Here is a 16,640-nt window from a genome sequence, read left to right as displayed (position 1 = left end):
AACTGCTTCGTTGCGACGGCGGGGGTTCAACTTCGTGTGCGCCGGGGCTCCTGCAACCTCCCTCGACAGCACCGCTTCCCTTTCCTCCCGCGCCGCGTTTCCGTTAGCGCGAAAGAGGCGTGATTCTAAGCACCCGCCCCTGCCGACGCAACCCCTTTTGTGAAAATATTTTGAAAAAGCCGCCCGCGCAGCCTCCAGGGCGCGCGCCCTTCTTTCCTCCTATATAAGGAGGCCGACAGCATCCCGTATTCACCCCGCGCCAGTCACCACGCCGCGGAACAAACAAAGGGGTACGCGCGGTCGAGTATCATCCCGCGATCGAACAACGCACTCATACCGACGATGGACAGCACCACTCAATCCGGCGACGCCGATCTTCGCGACGAATATGCCGCGCTTCGCGAGCGCGCCGTCATGCTGGAAGAACAGGCCCCGCCGCTTCTGCAACGCATCTCGGATGTGCTGCCGCGCATCAGCGGCGAGTCCGAACTGGCGGACGAGCATCGCGAACGGCTCGTCGCCGCACGCAACGCCGCGATGGTCTCGATCGAAAACTATCAGCAGGCGATCCCGTTCCTGCAGACGGCCGACTCGATCATCGAGCAGCTCGACAAGACGCCCGAGCGCGAAGAGGACATCGAGTGGCGCGAATCGCTGCTGCAGCGGCTCGACGAACTGATCGACGTCGCGGTCGTGATGATCGACGATGCGCAAGCCTATTTCGAGCAAGCGGACGCCTGCGATCTCTCCAGCGTGCCGAAGTCCATTCTCGAAGACTGAGCATCACGGCCCGGACGCGCACTGCGCATCGACTGAACATGATGTTGCGCATGCCGATCGGCTGTCACTGCTCGACACCTTGACGTCGACGATCAGATACGTCCCGCAAAAGCTCACCTTGCCGTCACGGGTTTACGGGTACCCGCCAACCGCGGCCCGTGAATGACTAGAGCGTATCGAGCACGATCGTCTCGCTGACGATCGGCACACGGATATACCCGCCCACCGCATCGCCATACGCGTGCGCATTTCCGTCGATCACATATTGCGCAGTCAATGCGCACAGCGTGGCATCCCGCGCGTCGACCGAGCGTAGTGTCGACACGTCGATCCCGACTTGCGTCAGCAATTGCCGGCGCTGGTTGCGTTTCTGCTTCGCCGACGCAATCGCCTTGCCGAGCATCGCGCAGGTAATCGCGTACGGATAGGTCTCGAAGCTTACGTTCCCGCCGGCATACCGTGCATCGGTGAGCAGCGGATAGGCCTGCGCCAGCGCGCGGTACACGCGCTCGCCCATGAACATCCAGTCGAAGAAGCCCGACGTACTGGTCACGGCCTGTTCGCGCGACGGCGTCGGAAAGCACGAGATCCGCTCGCGCGCGAGCGCCTGCTCGGCCGCGCGGCGTCCGCTTCCCGTCCACCACAGGCTCGGCGCATCGACGCCGACGGCCACCACGCCATGCTCGATGCACAGCGCAGGCAGCGCTTCGGGCGCGATCCGCGCCTCGCGGCAGACGATCGTCGAGCCGCGCAGGATCACGAGATCGCATTGCTTCTTGTCGCCGCCGACGTCGACGCCCGCCACCGCAGGCACCGACCACGCGACGGATCGGGATCGGGCCGCCCGCATGGCTGCGCGTCAGTCCGCCGGCCGCGCGTCGTACGCGGCATCGAAGATCCCTTCCAGGCCGGGATGCACGCCGCGCATCCGGTCGACGACCGACTTCGCCCAGTCGAAGTACGCCTGCTTGCGCTCGAGCGGCCAGTCCGCGGGCGGATGCCGCGTGATGTCGCGCAGGTTGCAGATCTTGTCGGCCAGCTTCACGAGCTTCGCGCGCCGGCTGATGGTCGCCGCGTGCTCGACCTGAAGGCGCTTGCGCTCTTCCTTCGGCAACGACTTGTCGTCGGTGACTTCCATCACGATATCCGCGACGTCCTTGCCGAACAGCCGCAGCAGTTCCTGCTCGGTTGTCTCCGTATCCTCGATCGTGTCGTGCAACACGGCCGCGACGATCACGCGCTCGTCCTCGATGCCGGCTTCGTTGGCCAGCACATCGGCCAGCGCGATCGGATGGTTGATGTACGGCGATGCCTCGTCGTCCTTGCGCCGCTGATTGCGATGCTTGTCCGCCGCGAATGCGATGGCAGCTACCAGCTTGTTCATATTGACCCCTCGTGTGGCCGGACTACGGCCGGTAAAACCGGTCGCGTCCGTTTCGGAACCGCACATACTACCTGTACGCGATGATCATTCCCACGTATCGGGAACATCGAGCCGGCCGGCGTCATGCGCCGGCTACCTCACGCTGCAGCCCGACCACGTTGACCTGCGCGCCGAACACGTCCCGCACGAGCGGCAGCAGGTGATCGTGGTGCGTCAGGAACAGCACTTGCGTTCGCGTCGACAGATCGCGCAGCGCCTCGAGCCCCGCCTTCGCACGCGCATCGTCGAAGTTGATGAACAGATCGTCGGCAACGAACGGCAGCGCGGTCCGGCTGGCGAGCTGCAGTTCGAGCGCCGCGATCCGCAGCGCGAGGAACAGCTGGTCGCGCGTGCCTTCGCTCAGGCCGGCGACCTCGACCGACGTGCCCTTGGTGCGCCGCGCGTACAGCGCGGGCGGCGTCCGCTCGGTGTCGACGGTCAGCCGCGCGAATTCGCCGAGCGTGAGCCCCGCGAAAATCTCGCCCGCCCGACGCAGCATCGGCCCCTGCTTCTGGTCGCGATAGCGATCGGTCGCCCACTTCAGCAGCCGGCTCGCGGTCGCCGCTTCCAGATACTGTTCGGCCGCGTCGCCCATCGCGGCCAGCGCCTCCTGCCGCTTCGCCTCGGCCACGGCCGCGCTCGCCTGGCCATCGATCGCGCCGAATGCCTGCTGCGCGACGACCTGTTGCTGCGCGAGTGCGTTCAGGCGCTGGCCGACGTCGCCGAGCGCCTGCTTCACTGCTTCGAGATGCGCGGGCACGTCGGCGATGTCCTGTTCCGCGACCTCCGCCTCGACGGCCGCCTGGGACAATCCGTCGCCATCGCGCACCAGCGCCTCCTTCGCGGCATCGACGGCCTGCCGAAGCTGGCGCTGCCGATCCGATCGCTCGGCCAGCGGCAGCGCCGCGTCGATCGATGCGACGCCGGCCAGTTGCAGCAACGGCTGAATACGTGCATCCGCACCCGCGACCGCGGCGGCCGCATCGGCGACCTTGCCGTCGGCCTGTCGCACCGCCTCGTCGGCACGATCGATCGCACGTGCGGTTTCCCGTGCGGCCGCCACGCGCATCGTCAACCGGCGCGCAACGTCCAGCCAGTCGCCGCTCGCCAGCCATGCGGGCTCGAGCGCTTCAGCGAGCCGCCGTGCGCCGGCCTCGAGTGCCGCCAGTTCCGCACGGATCGCGGCCATCCGGTTGCGCGGCGCATCGGCCGCGGCCAGTTCGGCCGTCACCGTATTCGCGAGCCCGAGCGCCCCTTCCGCCGCAGCCAGCGTCACCGCATTCGCTGACAGCTTCGCGTCGGCGAGCGCATCGCGCCATTGCGCTTGCCACGCATCGTAGGCCGCCTGGGCCTGGCCTGCGCGTGAACGGGCCGTCGCGCATCCGCGTTCGGCTTCGCGCGCGCGGTCCTCCAGGCTGTCCTTCTGCGCGAGCGTCTTCTCGGCCGATTGCACGAACGTCTCGGCGATCGCGATGAGCGCCGCCAGCCCGTCGGCGTCGCTGCCGCGCGATACCAGACGCAGCGCCGTACGCAACGAAGCTTCCGCGCCGGCCCGCGCTTCGCGGATCGTCTCGAATTCGCGGCGCTGGCGGTCAAGCTCGAGTTGCGCGGCAAACACCGTGTCGCGCTTCGCGAGCCAGTCGCCCATCGCCGCCAGCGGCATGCCGGGCACGCCGGCCGTCGTCGCGAGGTCGGACCAGGCGTCGCGGTGCGCGGCCAGCTCGCGCTCACGCTCGTCGACTGCCGCCTGTCGACGCGTCAATACGGCGCGGGCGGACTCGACCTGCTGACGCAGCGATTGCAACGTCGCCGCCGCTTGCGTGGCGCCGAGCTGCGCGTCGACGAGTTCGTCGGCGAGGCGAATCGCATCGTCGACGGCCGGCGCACCCGTTGCGAGATCGACCGCGCCGCTGCGGATGTCGCCCCACGCACCGTCGCGACGTGCGCGCGCCGCCAGCACCTCGGCGGTCGTGACGACCTTGTGAGTCTCGGCGAAATGCTTCTCTTGCAGTTCGAGCCGCTCGAGTTCCTCCTGCGCGGCGTCGCGCGCATCGCGTGCGGCGGCCGCCGCGCTCGCGCGCTCGCTTGCTTCGTTGAGCAGCACGCCGAGCCGCGCCGCAGACGGCACATCGAGCACCCGCAGCGCGTCGACCGGCTTGCGCCACCGGCCGAGCGCATCGAGCGCATCGGCGAGCGCGCGCTCCGCGGCGGCGATGTCGCGTTCGAGTGCCTGTTCGCGCTGGCCGCTGCTGCGAAAGCCCTGCGCGTCGGCAAGCGCCGCTCGAAGCACTTCCGGCACATCGACCGTGGACAGGCGCGCCAGTTGTTCCTGCGCCTGCGCGAGTTCCTGCGTGCGCTCGTCGAGCGATTCGCGCGCGCCGGCCAGCGCCTGATGCAGCGCGCCGTGATCGCGCAACAGGTTCGCGACCGTCTTCAGCGACAGCGCGGTCGGCAGTGCCGCGCGCAGCGACGCCTCGTCGGTCGGCCAGCCGAGCTGAGCCGCGGCGGAACCGGCGGCGGACAGATGCCGCTCGACGTCCGCGCCGAGCAACAGCAGATCCTGTGCGTGATTCATGCAGGCGCCGCGCAACTGGTCGAGTGCTTCGATGTCGCGTTCGAGCGCGAGCGCGTCGGCATCCGGATCGATCGCATCGCGCGCCTGCCGTTTCGCTAGCAGATCCGCACGGCGCTCCTCGAGCACCTTCTGTTCGGCCGCGAGATCGCCTTGCGCTTTCAGCAGGTCTGCGTACGCGGTCGGCGGCAATTCGACGACGGCGCCCAGTTCGGCAAGCGCCGCTTCCTTGATCGTCAATTCCTTCAGGTACGGCGCCAGCCGCCGCACGCGCTCGAGCTTCGAGCGCAGCGCTTCAAGGCGGCGCTGCTCCGTGCGCGCCTGCTCGATCTCCTGCTCGACCGCATCGCGCGCTTCCTTGCGATCGACCCAGTCGCGCGTGCGCACCTGGACCGCCTTCAGTTCGCCAACCGCTTCATTGAACAATGCCTCGGCCTGCGCGAATGCGCTGCCGCTGCGCCGCGGCGCCCACAGCTCGCCCGCGCGCGCGTCGAGTTCCTCGCGCACGGGCCCCAGCGTGCCGACGCCCGCCGCCGATTCGAACAGCACCTGGCCGAGTTTGTCGGACGCGTCGAGTATGCTGCGGCCACCGTCGACCAGCCGACCATGGTCGAGCCCGAACATCTGCTCGAAGAATTCGCGCGTCGCGCCGTCGAGGATGGCGTTCAGATAGTCGTCCGGCAGCTTGTCGTCGGCGGGTGTGCGCAGCGGACTGCGCCCGCGGGCGCGATGAAATGCGAGCGCACCGGCGCCGCTCTCCAGCACGCCGCCGATCCGCAGCTCGGGCGTCGCATGCAGGAAGTCGAGCGGCGTCGGCAGCTTCATCCCGAACAGGAGCTCCGACACGGCCGTCCGGATCGTCGACTTGCCGGCCTCGTTCGGCCCCACGATCACGTGGAAATCCTGGCCGGCCGACGGAAAGCGCAGCGTCTCGTCGGTGAACTTGCCGTACTTGATCAGATCGAGCTGGCTGATGCGCATCGCTTATTCCCCCCTCGCCAGCCGCGCAAGCAACGCGGGGCCCACCTGCTCGACCAGCGCCGTGAGTTCGCCGGCACGCGCCATCGTCAGCAGCGGCACATCTTCCTTCACGTCGCTGCGCACCTTGCCAATGAACGGCTTCAGGTCGCGCTCGAGCAGCGCGAGGAAATCCGGATCGTGCGCGGCGTCGGCCAGGATCTGCTTGAGATCCTCCAGCGCCTCGAGTTGCTCGCTCTCTCCTTGCGGCTGCTCGGGCGCGGACGTCGCGAGCCGGACCTTCTCCAGCCACAGCCGTTCGTTGCCGATGATGCCGATCTGGTTCAGCACCTCCGCGCGCAGTTGCGGCGCACGCCCGAAAAAGAGGCCGTGCGCGGGCGTACGCCCCGTGACCGTCACGCGCACCGCGCGCGGCACATGGCCATCGACGTTCAGCAGCGCCTCCAGCGACTGGCCGATCTTTCTCGACAGGTCGGCGACCGTGAAGCAATCGGACGCGTCGACCGACACGGCTTCCCAGCGCAACACGTCGAGGTACAGACGTTCGAGGTGCGTGCGCCCCTGCTCGATCGTCACGAGCACCGCGCCGCGGCGGCCCGTCTCGCGGATATGGCGGCCCTGCAGGTTGCCGGGAAACACGACGGTCGACGGCCCCGACCATTGCTGGAACTCATGCACGTGGCCGAGCGCCCAGTAGTCGTAGCCTTTCGCGTGCAGCTCCGCCAGCGTGCACGGCGCATAGTTCGCATGCGCCGCATAGCCTTCGAGCGCGGTATGCAGCACGCCGATGTTGTAGTGACCCGGCACCGGGTCCGGATAGCCGATCGCGAGATTGTCGACGACGGCCTTGTCCTTGAAGCTCTGCCCGTGCAGCGCCACGTCGAATTCCGGCAGCCGGTGGGTTTCCGGCTTGCGGTGACCGAACACGGTGACGTTGTCGGGCAACGTGAGCTTCTTCGTCATCTCGCTTTCGGCATCGTGATTGCCGCCGAGAACGAATGCGCGAATGCCGGCCTTGCGCAGGCGGCCCATTTGCTGGCCGAAGAAAATGCCGGTGTTGTGGTCCTTCCAGTCGCCGTCGTACAGGTCGCCGGCGATCACGAGGAACGCAACCTCCTCTTCGATCGCACGATCCACGAGTTGCCGCAGCGCCTCGCGCGACGCGTTGCGCAACTGCGCGGCCGGCGCGTCGGGATACGCGCTCAGGCCGTGCAACGGACTGTCAAGGTGAATGTCTGCCGCGTGGATGAACTTCACGAAGATTCCTCTGTTTCATGACGAAGGGGCGATGTCGACCGGCATCGTGCGCGATTCGAACGCCGGGCACGGTCGCCCGTCGCCAGCGGGTCGGGATGGTACCTGAAAGCGGGTGCCGGCCCGGCACGCCGACGACGGCGATGTTCGTCGCGCCGCGTCACTCGCCGCGCGGGCACACGGGCGGCAGTGCAAAGCTATTGTCGTTGCCCGGGAACGGCTTCGCGTGGCGACGCAGCGCTTCGTCGTCGCTTTCCTTCCGCGCGAACAATGCGACGCCGATCACACCGACGTTCGCCGTCTCGCCGTACTTCGAATTCGTGATGCCTCGGCATGTTACCCGACCACGCCGGGAGGGCCGATGACCGGGAGCCCCGCTATTTAAGCATGGCGTGCGGGCAATGGGCAGAGCGTACACGGACCGCCGGTTCGGTCCACGGCATACATTTACGGTCACGATGCGCGGCGCGGCAATAAAAAAAGCCCGGCCCGCATCGAAGCGGGCCGGGCTTGTGCGGGAAGCAGATCGCTTACAGCGCGCCGCCTTGTGCCGACGCCGAACCCTTCACGCCGACCGATGCGCCGCCTTGCACCGAGTTCGTCGCGCCCTCGAGCGCTTCGCCGGCCTTCGCCTTCGCGCCGCCGGCGACATCGCCCGCCGTCGACACCGCGCCTTGCGCATGGCTCTTCGCCGAACTCGCGACGTGCTTCACGTGCGACTTCGTCGCGTGCGTGGCCGATACCGCCGCATCCTTCGCCGAGCCGGCGGCCGAGCCGACTGCCTGCGTCGCGCCACCGACCGCACCACCGACCGTGTTGCCGGCCGCCGAGCCGACGCTACCGACCGTCTTGCCCACGCCGTTCAGCGCACCGCCGACGACATTGCCTGCGCCCGCACCCGAGCCAGCGGCATTGGCGCCCGCGCCAGCCTGCACGCCCACGCCGCCGCCGAGCAGCGGCGTCTGGACTTGCGCGCCGACGCCGGCGGAACCCTCAGCGCCCGTCTGGGCCGTTTGTGCGAAAGCCGCCGATGCGATTGCCGTCAGCGCGGCGCCAAGCAGAATCGTGCGAATCTTGTTCATGGTCATTCTCCCCAAAGACGTTGTTGCTGCGGGCCGCGTTCCGCGGCTGGTCGCATGCCTCACCGCGACGTGCGGCAGGTGGAGCTAATGTAGCGGCGCCAACGTCCAAAACCGTCGAATTGCGGGGACTGTTACTTCAGTTGCAAATGCTGACGATTGACTCACACTGTTTGACAAACATCGAAATCGGCCCGTGATTGGCGCCGTCCGATGGCATGCATCGGTGCGCCGGGCACAACGCGCGGTTAGCAGGGAAAGCGGCCATTCCTGTAGGGATCCCAAAGGACCTCGCTCGGCCAGCCGTCGGTTCGGCCCGACGAACGGCTTCGCGCAATCAGCTCGATGTCGTCGGATACGCACGCCGCGATGTCGGCATTCCCCGATGCGCGGAACGCCAGCCTGAACGCCTTTTCCCTGAGCGCATCCACCGCCTGCTTGTCGAGCGGGGCACCCGGTTCGCCGTCGACTTCGTCGAACGCCGCCATCCAGCACGCGTCGAACGGCTCCGCGTCGCGGCTGGCCAGCGCGCGATCGCAATCGAGGTCGCCGAGGAAATCGAAAAAACCCGGGGCCGACAGGACGGCGTCCATTTCAAGCGGATGCGCGTTCGTCACGGCGGCCCCTTCCACGATGCGTGGTTGTTCTGTTCATCGATCGTTGCCGCCATGCACCGCTTTCACGTTCGGCATCGGCGACGCGCGGCCCCGTATCCACCGCGACCGGCAGACGGGAGCCGCACGCCATGCACCGCTACCGCCGGCTTACGGCTTGAACGTGTCGCCGAGCACGACGCCTTCCCGACGCGGATCGGTACCGCCCTGCAGCGCGGGCGACTGTCCGACCGTCACGCGCATCACGGTGTTGACGCCGCTCGCCTGCGCGGATGTCGATACCTTGTGCCCGAGCGCGACGAGGCCCGCGATCAGCGGATCGTTCGCGCCATTGTTCGCCGCATTGATGTTCGGATGCTCGCCGCCGATGTTGGTCGTCGGGCTGTTGCTCGCGCCGAAGTCGACGAGACCCGCGGACTGCTGCGCATCGAGCCCCCAGTCGAGCGCGCCGACGAGCGTCTTCACCACGTATTGCGGAATCGTGCCGCCGCCCGGCGAACCGGTAGCCATCACGAAATCGCCGCGCGAGCCGTCCGCGGCCGTGCCGAACACGATCGTCGGCGCCATCGAGCTGCGCGGCCGCTTACCCGGCTGCACACGGTTCGCGACCGGATTGCCGGCACTGTCGAGCGGGTTCGCCGAGAAATCGGTCAGCTGGTTGTTCAGCAGGAAGCCGTTGGTCATGTGGAACGAGCCCATGCTCGACTCGACGGTCGTCGTCGCGCTCAGCACGCTGCCGTCCGCGTCGACGATCGTGAAATGGTTCGTGCCGTGTTCGATCAGCGTCGTGTCGACGCCGAGCGGCACAGCGCCGAAATTGCCGGGCTGCGCGGTGCCCATGCTGTGGTTCGTGTCGATCAATGCGGCACGCGACTTCAGGTACGGCTTGTTCAGCAGCGTGTCCCACGTGCCGCCCGGCAGCGGCACGAAATCGGTATCGGCCACGTACTTGTCGCGATCGGCATACGCGAGCCGCTCGGCTTCGGTGATCAGGTGCACGCCGGCAACGGTCGGCTTGCCGCCTTCGAGATCGATCGCCGTCGGCTTCAGCGACTTCAGGTCGAAGTTCTCGAGAATGCCGAGCGCCGACGCGACCGCGATACCGCCCGACGACGGCGGCGGCATCCCGCATACCCAGTAGCTGCGATAGGTCGTGCACACGGGGTCGCGACGCTTCGCCTGGTACGCGGCCAGATCGGCGACGGTCGTCTTGCCGGGCGTGATCGTGGAGCCGTCGGCGCCCTGCGTCGTCGCGATCTTCGCGACGATGTCCTGCGCGATCTGCCCCGTGTACAGCGCGTTCGCGCCGGACTGCGCCATCAGCGTCAGCGTGTGCGCGTAAGCCGGGTTCTTCAGCACGGTGCCGAGCGTTTTCGGCGTGCCGTCCGCCTTCAGGAAATACGCGGCGGCCTCGGGATCGCGCTTCAGGTTCGCCGCGTTCAACGCGATCGCATCGGCCAGCCGGCCGCCGATCGCGAAGCCGTTGTTCGCGAGCGTGATCGCGTCGCCGAACAGCCCCTGCCACGGCAGCTTGCCGTGATCCTGCTGCAACGCCTCGATAAGCCTCGGTACGCCGATCGTGCCGATCGAACGGCCGCTTGCACGCGCGTTCGGTTGCGGCGCCGACCGGTCGTTCTGGTCGTCGACATAGCGCAGGTAGTTCTCCGTTGCCGCCGCCGGCGCCGTTTCCCGTCCGTCGTACGCCTGCAGCGTCTTGCTGCGCGCATCGTAGTAGAGCAGCACGCCGCCCGAGCCGAGGCCGGTCGCCTCGGGCACCGTCAGGCCGAGCACGGCCTGCACGGCGACCGCCGCATCGGCGGCCGTGCCGCCGCGCTTGAGCACCGCGCAACCGGCCGCGCTTGCATACGCGTTCGAGGTGGCCACGAGGTACCGCTTCGCGTAGACGGGCTTCATGCCGGTGCGGTAGCCCGACGAGGCTTCCGGCAGCGACGGATCGCCGGGCTGGTTCGAGCCCACGACGACCGTCGAGCCGCTGCTGTCGATCGCGAGGCAGCTCGTGTCGGGCGCCGGCGGCGACGTGGCGCCCGCGTTGCTTTCGATTTCGTCACTGCCGCACGCCGTCATCAGGACGGCGGCGACCAGTGCGGACACGTACGGGAAAAGCGCGGTTCTGTTCATGGTCTCTCGGGATTCTCGTAGGTCGTTGCGCGTTCGTCACACTGACGGCGCCGCCCCTCGGCGGGCGGACAACGCGATCGATAGTCCCATGACCGGATTTTTTTCCGCAATAAGGAATTGATGCGAGGTGAGCGGTGCAGCAAGCACGGGCTTGCTAGACGGCGCCGGCGGTTATGCCGCCGGTCTGCCGTGCCAATCCGCACGACATCTTTTTGACCGGGTGATAGCCGACGCGCGACAGGGTTACACCGTCGCGGCTCACTGTCGTGCCGACTTCGACGTACGTGCGTGAAAAGGATCTCGAGCCAGCACCCCGGATCACCCCTGTGCGCTCGACGAGGCCCGGCCCCGCCAAGTCGCGGTATTCCTGTCAGCATTGCCGCCGCCATTCGAGGAGGCGGAGGCGGAGGCCGTGCGCGACCGCGCGTCATCCGACACCCGCGTCGGGTCGAGCTCGCGCAGCACACTCGCACGGCCGCCGTCGTCGCTCGGCAATTCCGGCTGCCCGCGCGCAAAGGCCGGCATGGCCGTCGCCGCGAGCAGCGCGGCGACCACCATCCGGGAACGGAGCTTCGTCACGTTCCCCGGCTTCATTGCGCGCTCGCGGTCGATACGGTCGTTGCCGCGGCCGCCATGGCGGTGCGCTGGTCACCGTGCGCGATCGCGTAGAGCTCGCGGTTGCGTGCGACCGTCGCCGCGCTCGGCGGATAGTCGGAGTTCGACGTAGGCACGGTGCCGTCGCGTTCTGCCTGAACGAGATCGGCGATCACCTCGGCACGGGTCACGCCGGACGACGAAGTTTGTGCGAAAGCGGCGACCGGCGTTCCGACGACGACGGCGAGCAGTGCGGCTGCGATCAGTTTGCGATTCATGATGAAACTCCCGAGAACGGTTCAATGAAGACGCATCGTCGATGCGCCGTCGGCGTGACCGCAATCGCGATTCGCCGCCTGACACGTCCATTCTGGCGATCGACCCGTACCCCACGCTGACCGCCAGATGACAACTTTGAAATCCGTCGCCCGCGCCCGGATAACAGTTTCGTAATGTTCAGGTCAGCATCGGGTCAACGCCGCGCCAGCAGACTGCATGCTCACCGCATCGAATGCGGCACCCATGCCCTGCTTCGAGGAAAAAATCATGTGGATCGTCCGGCTGGCGCTGCGCAGGCCCTATACCTTCGTCGTACTCGCACTGCTGATCTTCATCGCGGGACCGCTCGCGATCCTGCGCATGCCGACCGACATCTTCCCGAACATCGACATTCCGGTCGTCAGCATCGTGTGGTCGTACAACGGCTTTTCCGCCGAGGACATGGCCAAGCGCATCACGTCCAACTACGAGCGCGCGCTGACGTCGGACGTCGACGACATCGAGCACATCGAATCGCAGTCGCTGAACGGCGTGTCGGTGGTGAAGATCTTCTTTCACCCCGGCGCAGACATCAATCGCGCGATCGCGGAAGCCGCGAGCAATTCCGCGTCGATCCTGCGGATTCTGCCGCCCGGCACGCTGCCGCCGAACATCATCACGTACAACGCGTCGACGGTGCCGATCCTGCAGCTCGGACTGTCGAGCAACACGCTTGCCGAACAGCAACTGTACGACCTCGGCAACAGCTTCATCCGCACGCAGCTCGCGACCGTGCAAGGCGCGGCGGTACCGCTGCCGTTCGGCGGCAAGATTCGCCAGATCGTCGTCGACCTCGACACGCGCGCGCTGCAGGCGAAGGGGCTCGCGCCGATCGACGTGGTGAACGCGATCAACGCGCAGAACCTGATCCTGCCGGGCGGCACCGCGAAGATCGGCACGCGCGAGTACAACGTGCAGATGAACGGCAGCACGCAGACGGTCGCCGCGCTGAACAATCTGCCCGTCAAGACGATCGACGGCAACGTGGTCTATGTGCACGACGTCGCGCACGTTCGCGACGGCTACGCACCGCAGACCAACATCGTGCGCGTCGACGGCAAGCGCGCGGCGCTGCTGACCGTCGAGAAGACCGGCAGCGCGTCGACACTGACGATCATCGACCAGGTCAAGGCGATGCTGCCGAAGATCGCGGCCGGCTTGCCGAAAGCGCTGCACATCTCCGCGCTCGGCGATCAGTCGGTGTTCGTGAAGGCGGCGGTCCAGGGCGTCGTGCGTGAAGCGCTGATCGCCGCCTGCCTGACCGCGCTGATGATCCTGTTGTTCCTCGGCAGCTGGCGCGCGACGTTGATCATCGCCGTATCGATTCCGCTGGCCGTGCTCACGTCGCTGCTCGCGCTGGGCGCGCTCGGCCAGACCATCAACATCATGACGCTCGGTGGGCTCGCGCTCGCGGTCGGGATACTCGTCGACGACGCGACCGTCGCGATCGAAAACATCACGCATCATCTCGAACGCGGCGCGCCGCTGGAAGACGCGATTCTGACCGGCTCGGGCGAAATTGCCGTGCCGACCTTCGTGTCGACGTTGTCGATCTGCATCGTGTTCGTGCCGATGTTCATGCTCACGGGCGTCGCGCGCTACCTGTTCGTGCCGTTGGCCGAAGCGGTGATCTTCGCGATGGTCGCGTCGTATTTCTTCTCGCGCACGCTGGTGCCGACGCTTGCGATGGTGCTGATGCGCGCGAAGGGGCAAGGCCGCCCGCCGCGCGGCGTGTTCGCGCGCATCGCACGATTCCAGGCCGCGTTCGAACGTCGCTTCGAGACGGTCCGGCTGCGCTATCGCGCGCTGCTGTCGGCGGCGATCTCGAATCGCCGCCGTTTCCCCGCCGCGTTTCTGCTTGCGTGCGCCGCATCGACCGGCCTGTTCGCATTCGCCGGCCAGGATTTCTTCCCGTCGGTCGACACCGGCGAGATCCGTCTGCATCTGCGCGCCCCGACCGGCACGCGAATCGAGGAAACCGCGCGCCTCACCGACGAAGTGGAAGCACGCATCCGGACCGTGATTCCGGCGAGCCAGCTGGCCGGCATGCTCGACAACATCGGCGTGCCGGTGAGCGGGATCAACCTCACGTACGACTCGTCCGACCCGATCGGCACCGAGGATGCGGACGTGAACATCACGCTGAAGCCGAACCATGCGCCGACGGCAGCCTATGTCGCGAAGCTGCGCAATCTGCTCGCCCAATCATTCCCGGGCGTCACGTTCGCGTTCCTGCCGGCCGACATCGTCAGCCAGATTCTCAATTTCGGACTGCCCGCACCGGTCGACATCCAGATCGTCGGCAACAAGCTGGACCAGAACCGCGCGGTGGCGAATGCGCTGCTTGCCAAGCTGCGCGGCGTGCGCGGCCTCGTCGATACGCGCATCCAGCAGCCCGGCGACGAGCCGGCGATCAACGTCGACGTGGACCGCACGAAGGCGATTCAGGCCGGCCTCGAACAACGCGACGTCGCGCAGAACCTGCTGATCGCGCTGTCGGGCAGTTCGCAGACGACGCCGAACTTCTGGCTCGATCCACGCAACGGCGTCAGCTATCCATTGGTCGTGCAGGCCCCGCAGTATTCGGTCGACTCGCTGCAGTCGCTGGCCAACATACCGCTGCCGACGGGTGCCGCGCGCCCGCCGCAGACGCCCGCCGGCGGTCCGGCCGCAGGCGCGGCCGCCCAGAACCTGCTCGGCGCGTTGGGCGCATTCTCGCGCGCGACGCAGCAGGCCGTGGTGTCGCATTACAACGTGCAGCCCGTACTCGACATCTTCGCGTCGGTGCAAGGGCGCGATCTGGGTGGCGTCACGGCCGACGTGACGAAGCTCGTCGACGATGCGCGCGCGCAACTGCCGCCCGGTTCGTCGATCGTGCTACGCGGCCAGGTGCAGGCGATGCACGAATCGTTTGCCGGGCTGCTCGGCGGGCTCGCGATCGCGATCGCGCTCGTCTACTTGCTGATGGTCGTCAACTTCCAGTCGTGGCTGGACCCGCTCGTGATCGTCGGCGGCCTGCCGGCGTCGCTCGCCGGCATCGCGTGGATGCTGTTCGTCACGCGCACCACGCTGTCGGTGCCCGCGCTGACCGGCACGATCCTGTGCATCGGCATCGCGACCGCGAACAGCATCCTCGTCGTCAACGCGGCGCGCGAGCTGATCGCGAGCGGCGCATCACCGTGGCAGGCCGCGCTCGAGGCCGGATTCAGCCGCTTTCGTCCGGTCGTGATGACCGCGCTCGCGATGCTGATCGGCATGCTGCCGATGGCGCTCGGCCTCGGCGACGGTGGCGAACAAAATGCCCCGCTTGGCCGTGCGGTGATCGGCGGGCTGGCGTTCGGCACGCTGTCGACACTGCTGTTCGTACCTGTGCTGTTCGGCTTCATCCACGCGTGGCTCGACCGGCGCCGCGAAGCGGCCGACGCCCGCCGCGCGCAGGACATGCCGGTGGTGCGCTGATCAAGAACGCATCCCGATTCCCTTCGACTCGCCCGACATCGAGCTCATCATGAACGACACGACCGAACCTCTCACCCCGCCGCCGGCTGCCGAACCGGAAACGATGCAACCTGCCGCGCGCGGCGCAGCGCCGGAAACACCGCCGCCCCGGCGCGGGCGCAAGCTGGCCGTCCCGCTTGCCGCGATTGCCGTCGCCGCCGCGCTGCTCGCGATCGGCATCGTGCCGCGCATCGACGCGCGCGCCGCGCAGCGCCACCAGGTGGCGGCACAGCAGGCGCTGCCTGTGACCGTGCTCCAGCCCGGCGCCGCACCGGCCGACCAGACGCTCACGCTGCCGGGTGCCGTGACGCCGTATGCGGAAGCGTCGATCTACGCGCGCACGAGCGGCTACATCGCCCACTGGAGCGCGGACATCGGCACGCATGTGAAGGCCGGACAAACGCTCGCGCAGATCACGGCGCCCGACCTCGACGCGCAGTTGCGCCAGGCGCGCGCGGACGCGGCGACCGCGCAAGCGAACTACGACTATGCGAAATCCACCGCGCTGCGCTGGCAGGACATGTTGAAGACGCAATCGGTGTCGCAGCAGGACACCGACACGAAGGTGGCCGACATGAACGCGAAGCGCGCGATGCTGTCGTCCGCACAGGCCAATGCCGCCCATCTGAACGAGCTCGTGTCGTTCGAATCCGTGACCGCGCCGTTCGACGGCGTGATTACCGCGCGCAACGTCGACGTCGGCACGCTCGTGACGGCGGGCGGCACGCCGGGCAGCCCCGGGCTGTCGGGCGAATTGTTCCATCTGGAGCAGACCGACACGCTGCGCGTATTCGTCGACGTGCCGCAGGACAGCGCGACCGGCGTCTCCACCGGCACGGCCGTCTACCTGACCACGCAGCAGTATCCGGGGCGGCGCTTCGCCGCGCATGTCGCCCGCAGCGCGGGCGCGATCGACCCGGTCACGCGCACGCTGCGCGTCGAGATCGACGTCGACAATCGCGACGGCGCGTTGCTGCCCGGCGCGTATGCGCAGGCGCACCTGCTCGTGCCGAGCGCGGCGCCCGCGTTCGAGCTGCCGGTCAGTGCACTGCTGTACCGGCCGAACGGCGTGACGGTCGCGACGGTCGACGCGAACGGACGCACGGCGCTGAAGACCGTGCAGATCGGCCGCGATTTCGGCACGCATGTCGAGATCGTCGCGGGGCTCGGCGCGACCGATCGCGTGATCGACAACCCGGGCGATTCGATCGCAAGCGGCGAAACCGTGAAGATCGTGTCGGTCGAGCACAGCGCGGTGCCGGCCGCGCAACCGGCCACGGCGAGCGGTGCGCCGTCAGCGCCACGCGCGGCGACGCCCATGCCCGCCTCCGCGCCCGTTGCGCCTGCCTCGAACGCCCGCACCTGACCCGCCATGCCTACCTGTGAGATTC

General features: G+C 67.8%; 12 protein-coding genes. 3 read left to right on the top strand and 9 right to left on the bottom strand.

The window, feature by feature from the left end:
• Positions 1–342 precede the first annotated feature (342 nt).
• On the top strand, positions 343–780 hold the full coding sequence (locus ABIC50_RS13435) for a type 2 periplasmic-binding domain-containing protein (RefSeq protein ID WP_354164433.1): 438 nt from the start codon (positions 343–345) through the stop codon (positions 778–780).
• A gap of 166 nt (positions 781–946) precedes the next feature.
• Here ABIC50_RS13435 and ABIC50_RS13430 read toward each other — a convergent pair whose 3' ends face one another.
• The 9 genes from ABIC50_RS13430 to ABIC50_RS13390 all read right to left on the bottom strand — a co-directional run bounded on the left by ABIC50_RS13430 (position 947) and on the right by ABIC50_RS13390 (position 11,711).
• On the bottom strand, positions 947–1,630 hold the full coding sequence (locus ABIC50_RS13430; RefSeq protein WP_354164430.1) for a DUF429 domain-containing protein: 684 nt from the start codon (positions 1,628–1,630) through the stop codon (positions 947–949).
• Positions 1,631–1,639: 9 nt separating this feature from the next.
• A complete protein-coding gene (locus tag ABIC50_RS13425) occupies positions 1,640–2,164 on the bottom strand; it encodes an HD domain-containing protein (RefSeq protein ID WP_138850724.1) in 525 nt (174 codons plus the stop codon).
• Positions 2,165–2,285: 121 nt separating this feature from the next.
• Positions 2,286–5,756, bottom strand: a complete 3,471-nt coding sequence (locus ABIC50_RS13420) for an ATP-binding protein (protein WP_354164428.1) — start codon at positions 5,754–5,756, stop codon at positions 2,286–2,288.
• A 3-nt stretch (positions 5,757–5,759) separates the two neighbouring features.
• On the bottom strand, positions 5,760–7,010 hold the full coding sequence (locus ABIC50_RS13415; protein ID WP_105830296.1) for a metallophosphoesterase family protein: 1,251 nt from the start codon (positions 7,008–7,010) through the stop codon (positions 5,760–5,762).
• A gap of 527 nt (positions 7,011–7,537) precedes the next feature.
• A complete protein-coding gene (locus ABIC50_RS13410) occupies positions 7,538–8,089 on the bottom strand; it encodes a hypothetical protein (RefSeq protein WP_354164426.1) in 552 nt (183 codons plus the stop codon).
• Between the two features lie 245 nt (positions 8,090–8,334).
• Positions 8,335–8,703: an immunity protein PIM1 family protein gene (locus ABIC50_RS13405; RefSeq protein WP_354164423.1), complete on the bottom strand. Its 369-nt coding sequence runs from the start codon at positions 8,701–8,703 to the stop codon at positions 8,335–8,337.
• 147 nt (positions 8,704–8,850) lie between these two features.
• Positions 8,851–10,839 carry a gamma-glutamyltransferase family protein gene (locus ABIC50_RS13400; protein ID WP_354164420.1) on the bottom strand — a complete coding sequence of 663 codons (1,989 nt, stop codon included), beginning with the start codon at positions 10,837–10,839 and terminating at the stop codon, positions 8,851–8,853.
• Between the two features lie 318 nt (positions 10,840–11,157).
• Positions 11,158–11,433, bottom strand: coding sequence for a hypothetical protein (locus ABIC50_RS13395; RefSeq protein ID WP_354164417.1), 276 nt, complete (start codon positions 11,431–11,433; stop codon positions 11,158–11,160).
• The gene (locus ABIC50_RS13390; RefSeq protein ID WP_006754572.1) at positions 11,430–11,711 is read right to left on the bottom strand and encodes a DUF4148 domain-containing protein; all 282 of its coding nucleotides are present in this window, start codon (positions 11,709–11,711) and stop codon (positions 11,430–11,432) included. The genes ABIC50_RS13395 and ABIC50_RS13390 overlap by 4 nt, the downstream gene beginning before the upstream one ends.
• A 268-nt stretch (positions 11,712–11,979) precedes the next feature.
• Between ABIC50_RS13390 and ABIC50_RS13385 the strand changes: the two genes are divergently transcribed.
• Both ABIC50_RS13385 and ABIC50_RS13380 read left to right on the top strand, forming a co-directional pair.
• Positions 11,980–15,210: an efflux RND transporter permease subunit gene (locus ABIC50_RS13385; protein ID WP_354164414.1), complete on the top strand. Its 3,231-nt coding sequence runs from the start codon at positions 11,980–11,982 to the stop codon at positions 15,208–15,210.
• Positions 15,211–15,259: 49 nt separating this feature from the next.
• A complete protein-coding gene (locus ABIC50_RS13380) occupies positions 15,260–16,615 on the top strand; it encodes an efflux RND transporter periplasmic adaptor subunit (protein WP_354164412.1) in 1,356 nt (451 codons plus the stop codon).
• The last annotated feature ends 25 nt before the right edge of the window (positions 16,616–16,640 follow it).

It is taken from the genome of Burkholderia sp. 567 (assembly GCF_040545115.1).
In the GTDB taxonomy this organism is placed as follows: domain Bacteria; phylum Pseudomonadota; class Gammaproteobacteria; order Burkholderiales; family Burkholderiaceae; genus Burkholderia; species Burkholderia ambifaria.
This window is presented reverse-complemented; position numbering and strand designations above follow the sequence as displayed.

Excerpts from the sequence above, each read along its gene's own strand:
- ABIC50_RS13435 (WP_354164433.1), top strand. The coding sequence starts at position 343 with ATGGACAGCACCACTCAATCCGGCGACGCCGATCTTCGCGACGAATAT.
- ABIC50_RS13430 (WP_354164430.1), bottom strand. The coding sequence starts at position 1,630 with ATGCGGGCGGCCCGATCCCGATCCGTCGCGTGGTCGGTGCCTGCGGTG.
- ABIC50_RS13425 (WP_138850724.1), bottom strand. The coding sequence starts at position 2,164 with ATGAACAAGCTGGTAGCTGCCATCGCATTCGCGGCGGACAAGCATCGC.
- ABIC50_RS13420 (WP_354164428.1), bottom strand. The coding sequence starts at position 5,756 with ATGCGCATCAGCCAGCTCGATCTGATCAAGTACGGCAAGTTCACCGAC.
- ABIC50_RS13410 (WP_354164426.1), bottom strand. The coding sequence starts at position 8,089 with ATGAACAAGATTCGCACGATTCTGCTTGGCGCCGCGCTGACGGCAATC.
- ABIC50_RS13400 (WP_354164420.1), bottom strand. The coding sequence starts at position 10,839 with ATGAACAGAACCGCGCTTTTCCCGTACGTGTCCGCACTGGTCGCCGCC.
- ABIC50_RS13395 (WP_354164417.1), bottom strand. The coding sequence starts at position 11,433 with ATGAAGCCGGGGAACGTGACGAAGCTCCGTTCCCGGATGGTGGTCGCC.
- ABIC50_RS13390 (WP_006754572.1), bottom strand. The coding sequence starts at position 11,711 with ATGAATCGCAAACTGATCGCAGCCGCACTGCTCGCCGTCGTCGTCGGA.
- ABIC50_RS13385 (WP_354164414.1), top strand. The coding sequence starts at position 11,980 with ATGTGGATCGTCCGGCTGGCGCTGCGCAGGCCCTATACCTTCGTCGTA.
- ABIC50_RS13380 (WP_354164412.1), top strand. The coding sequence starts at position 15,260 with ATGAACGACACGACCGAACCTCTCACCCCGCCGCCGGCTGCCGAACCG.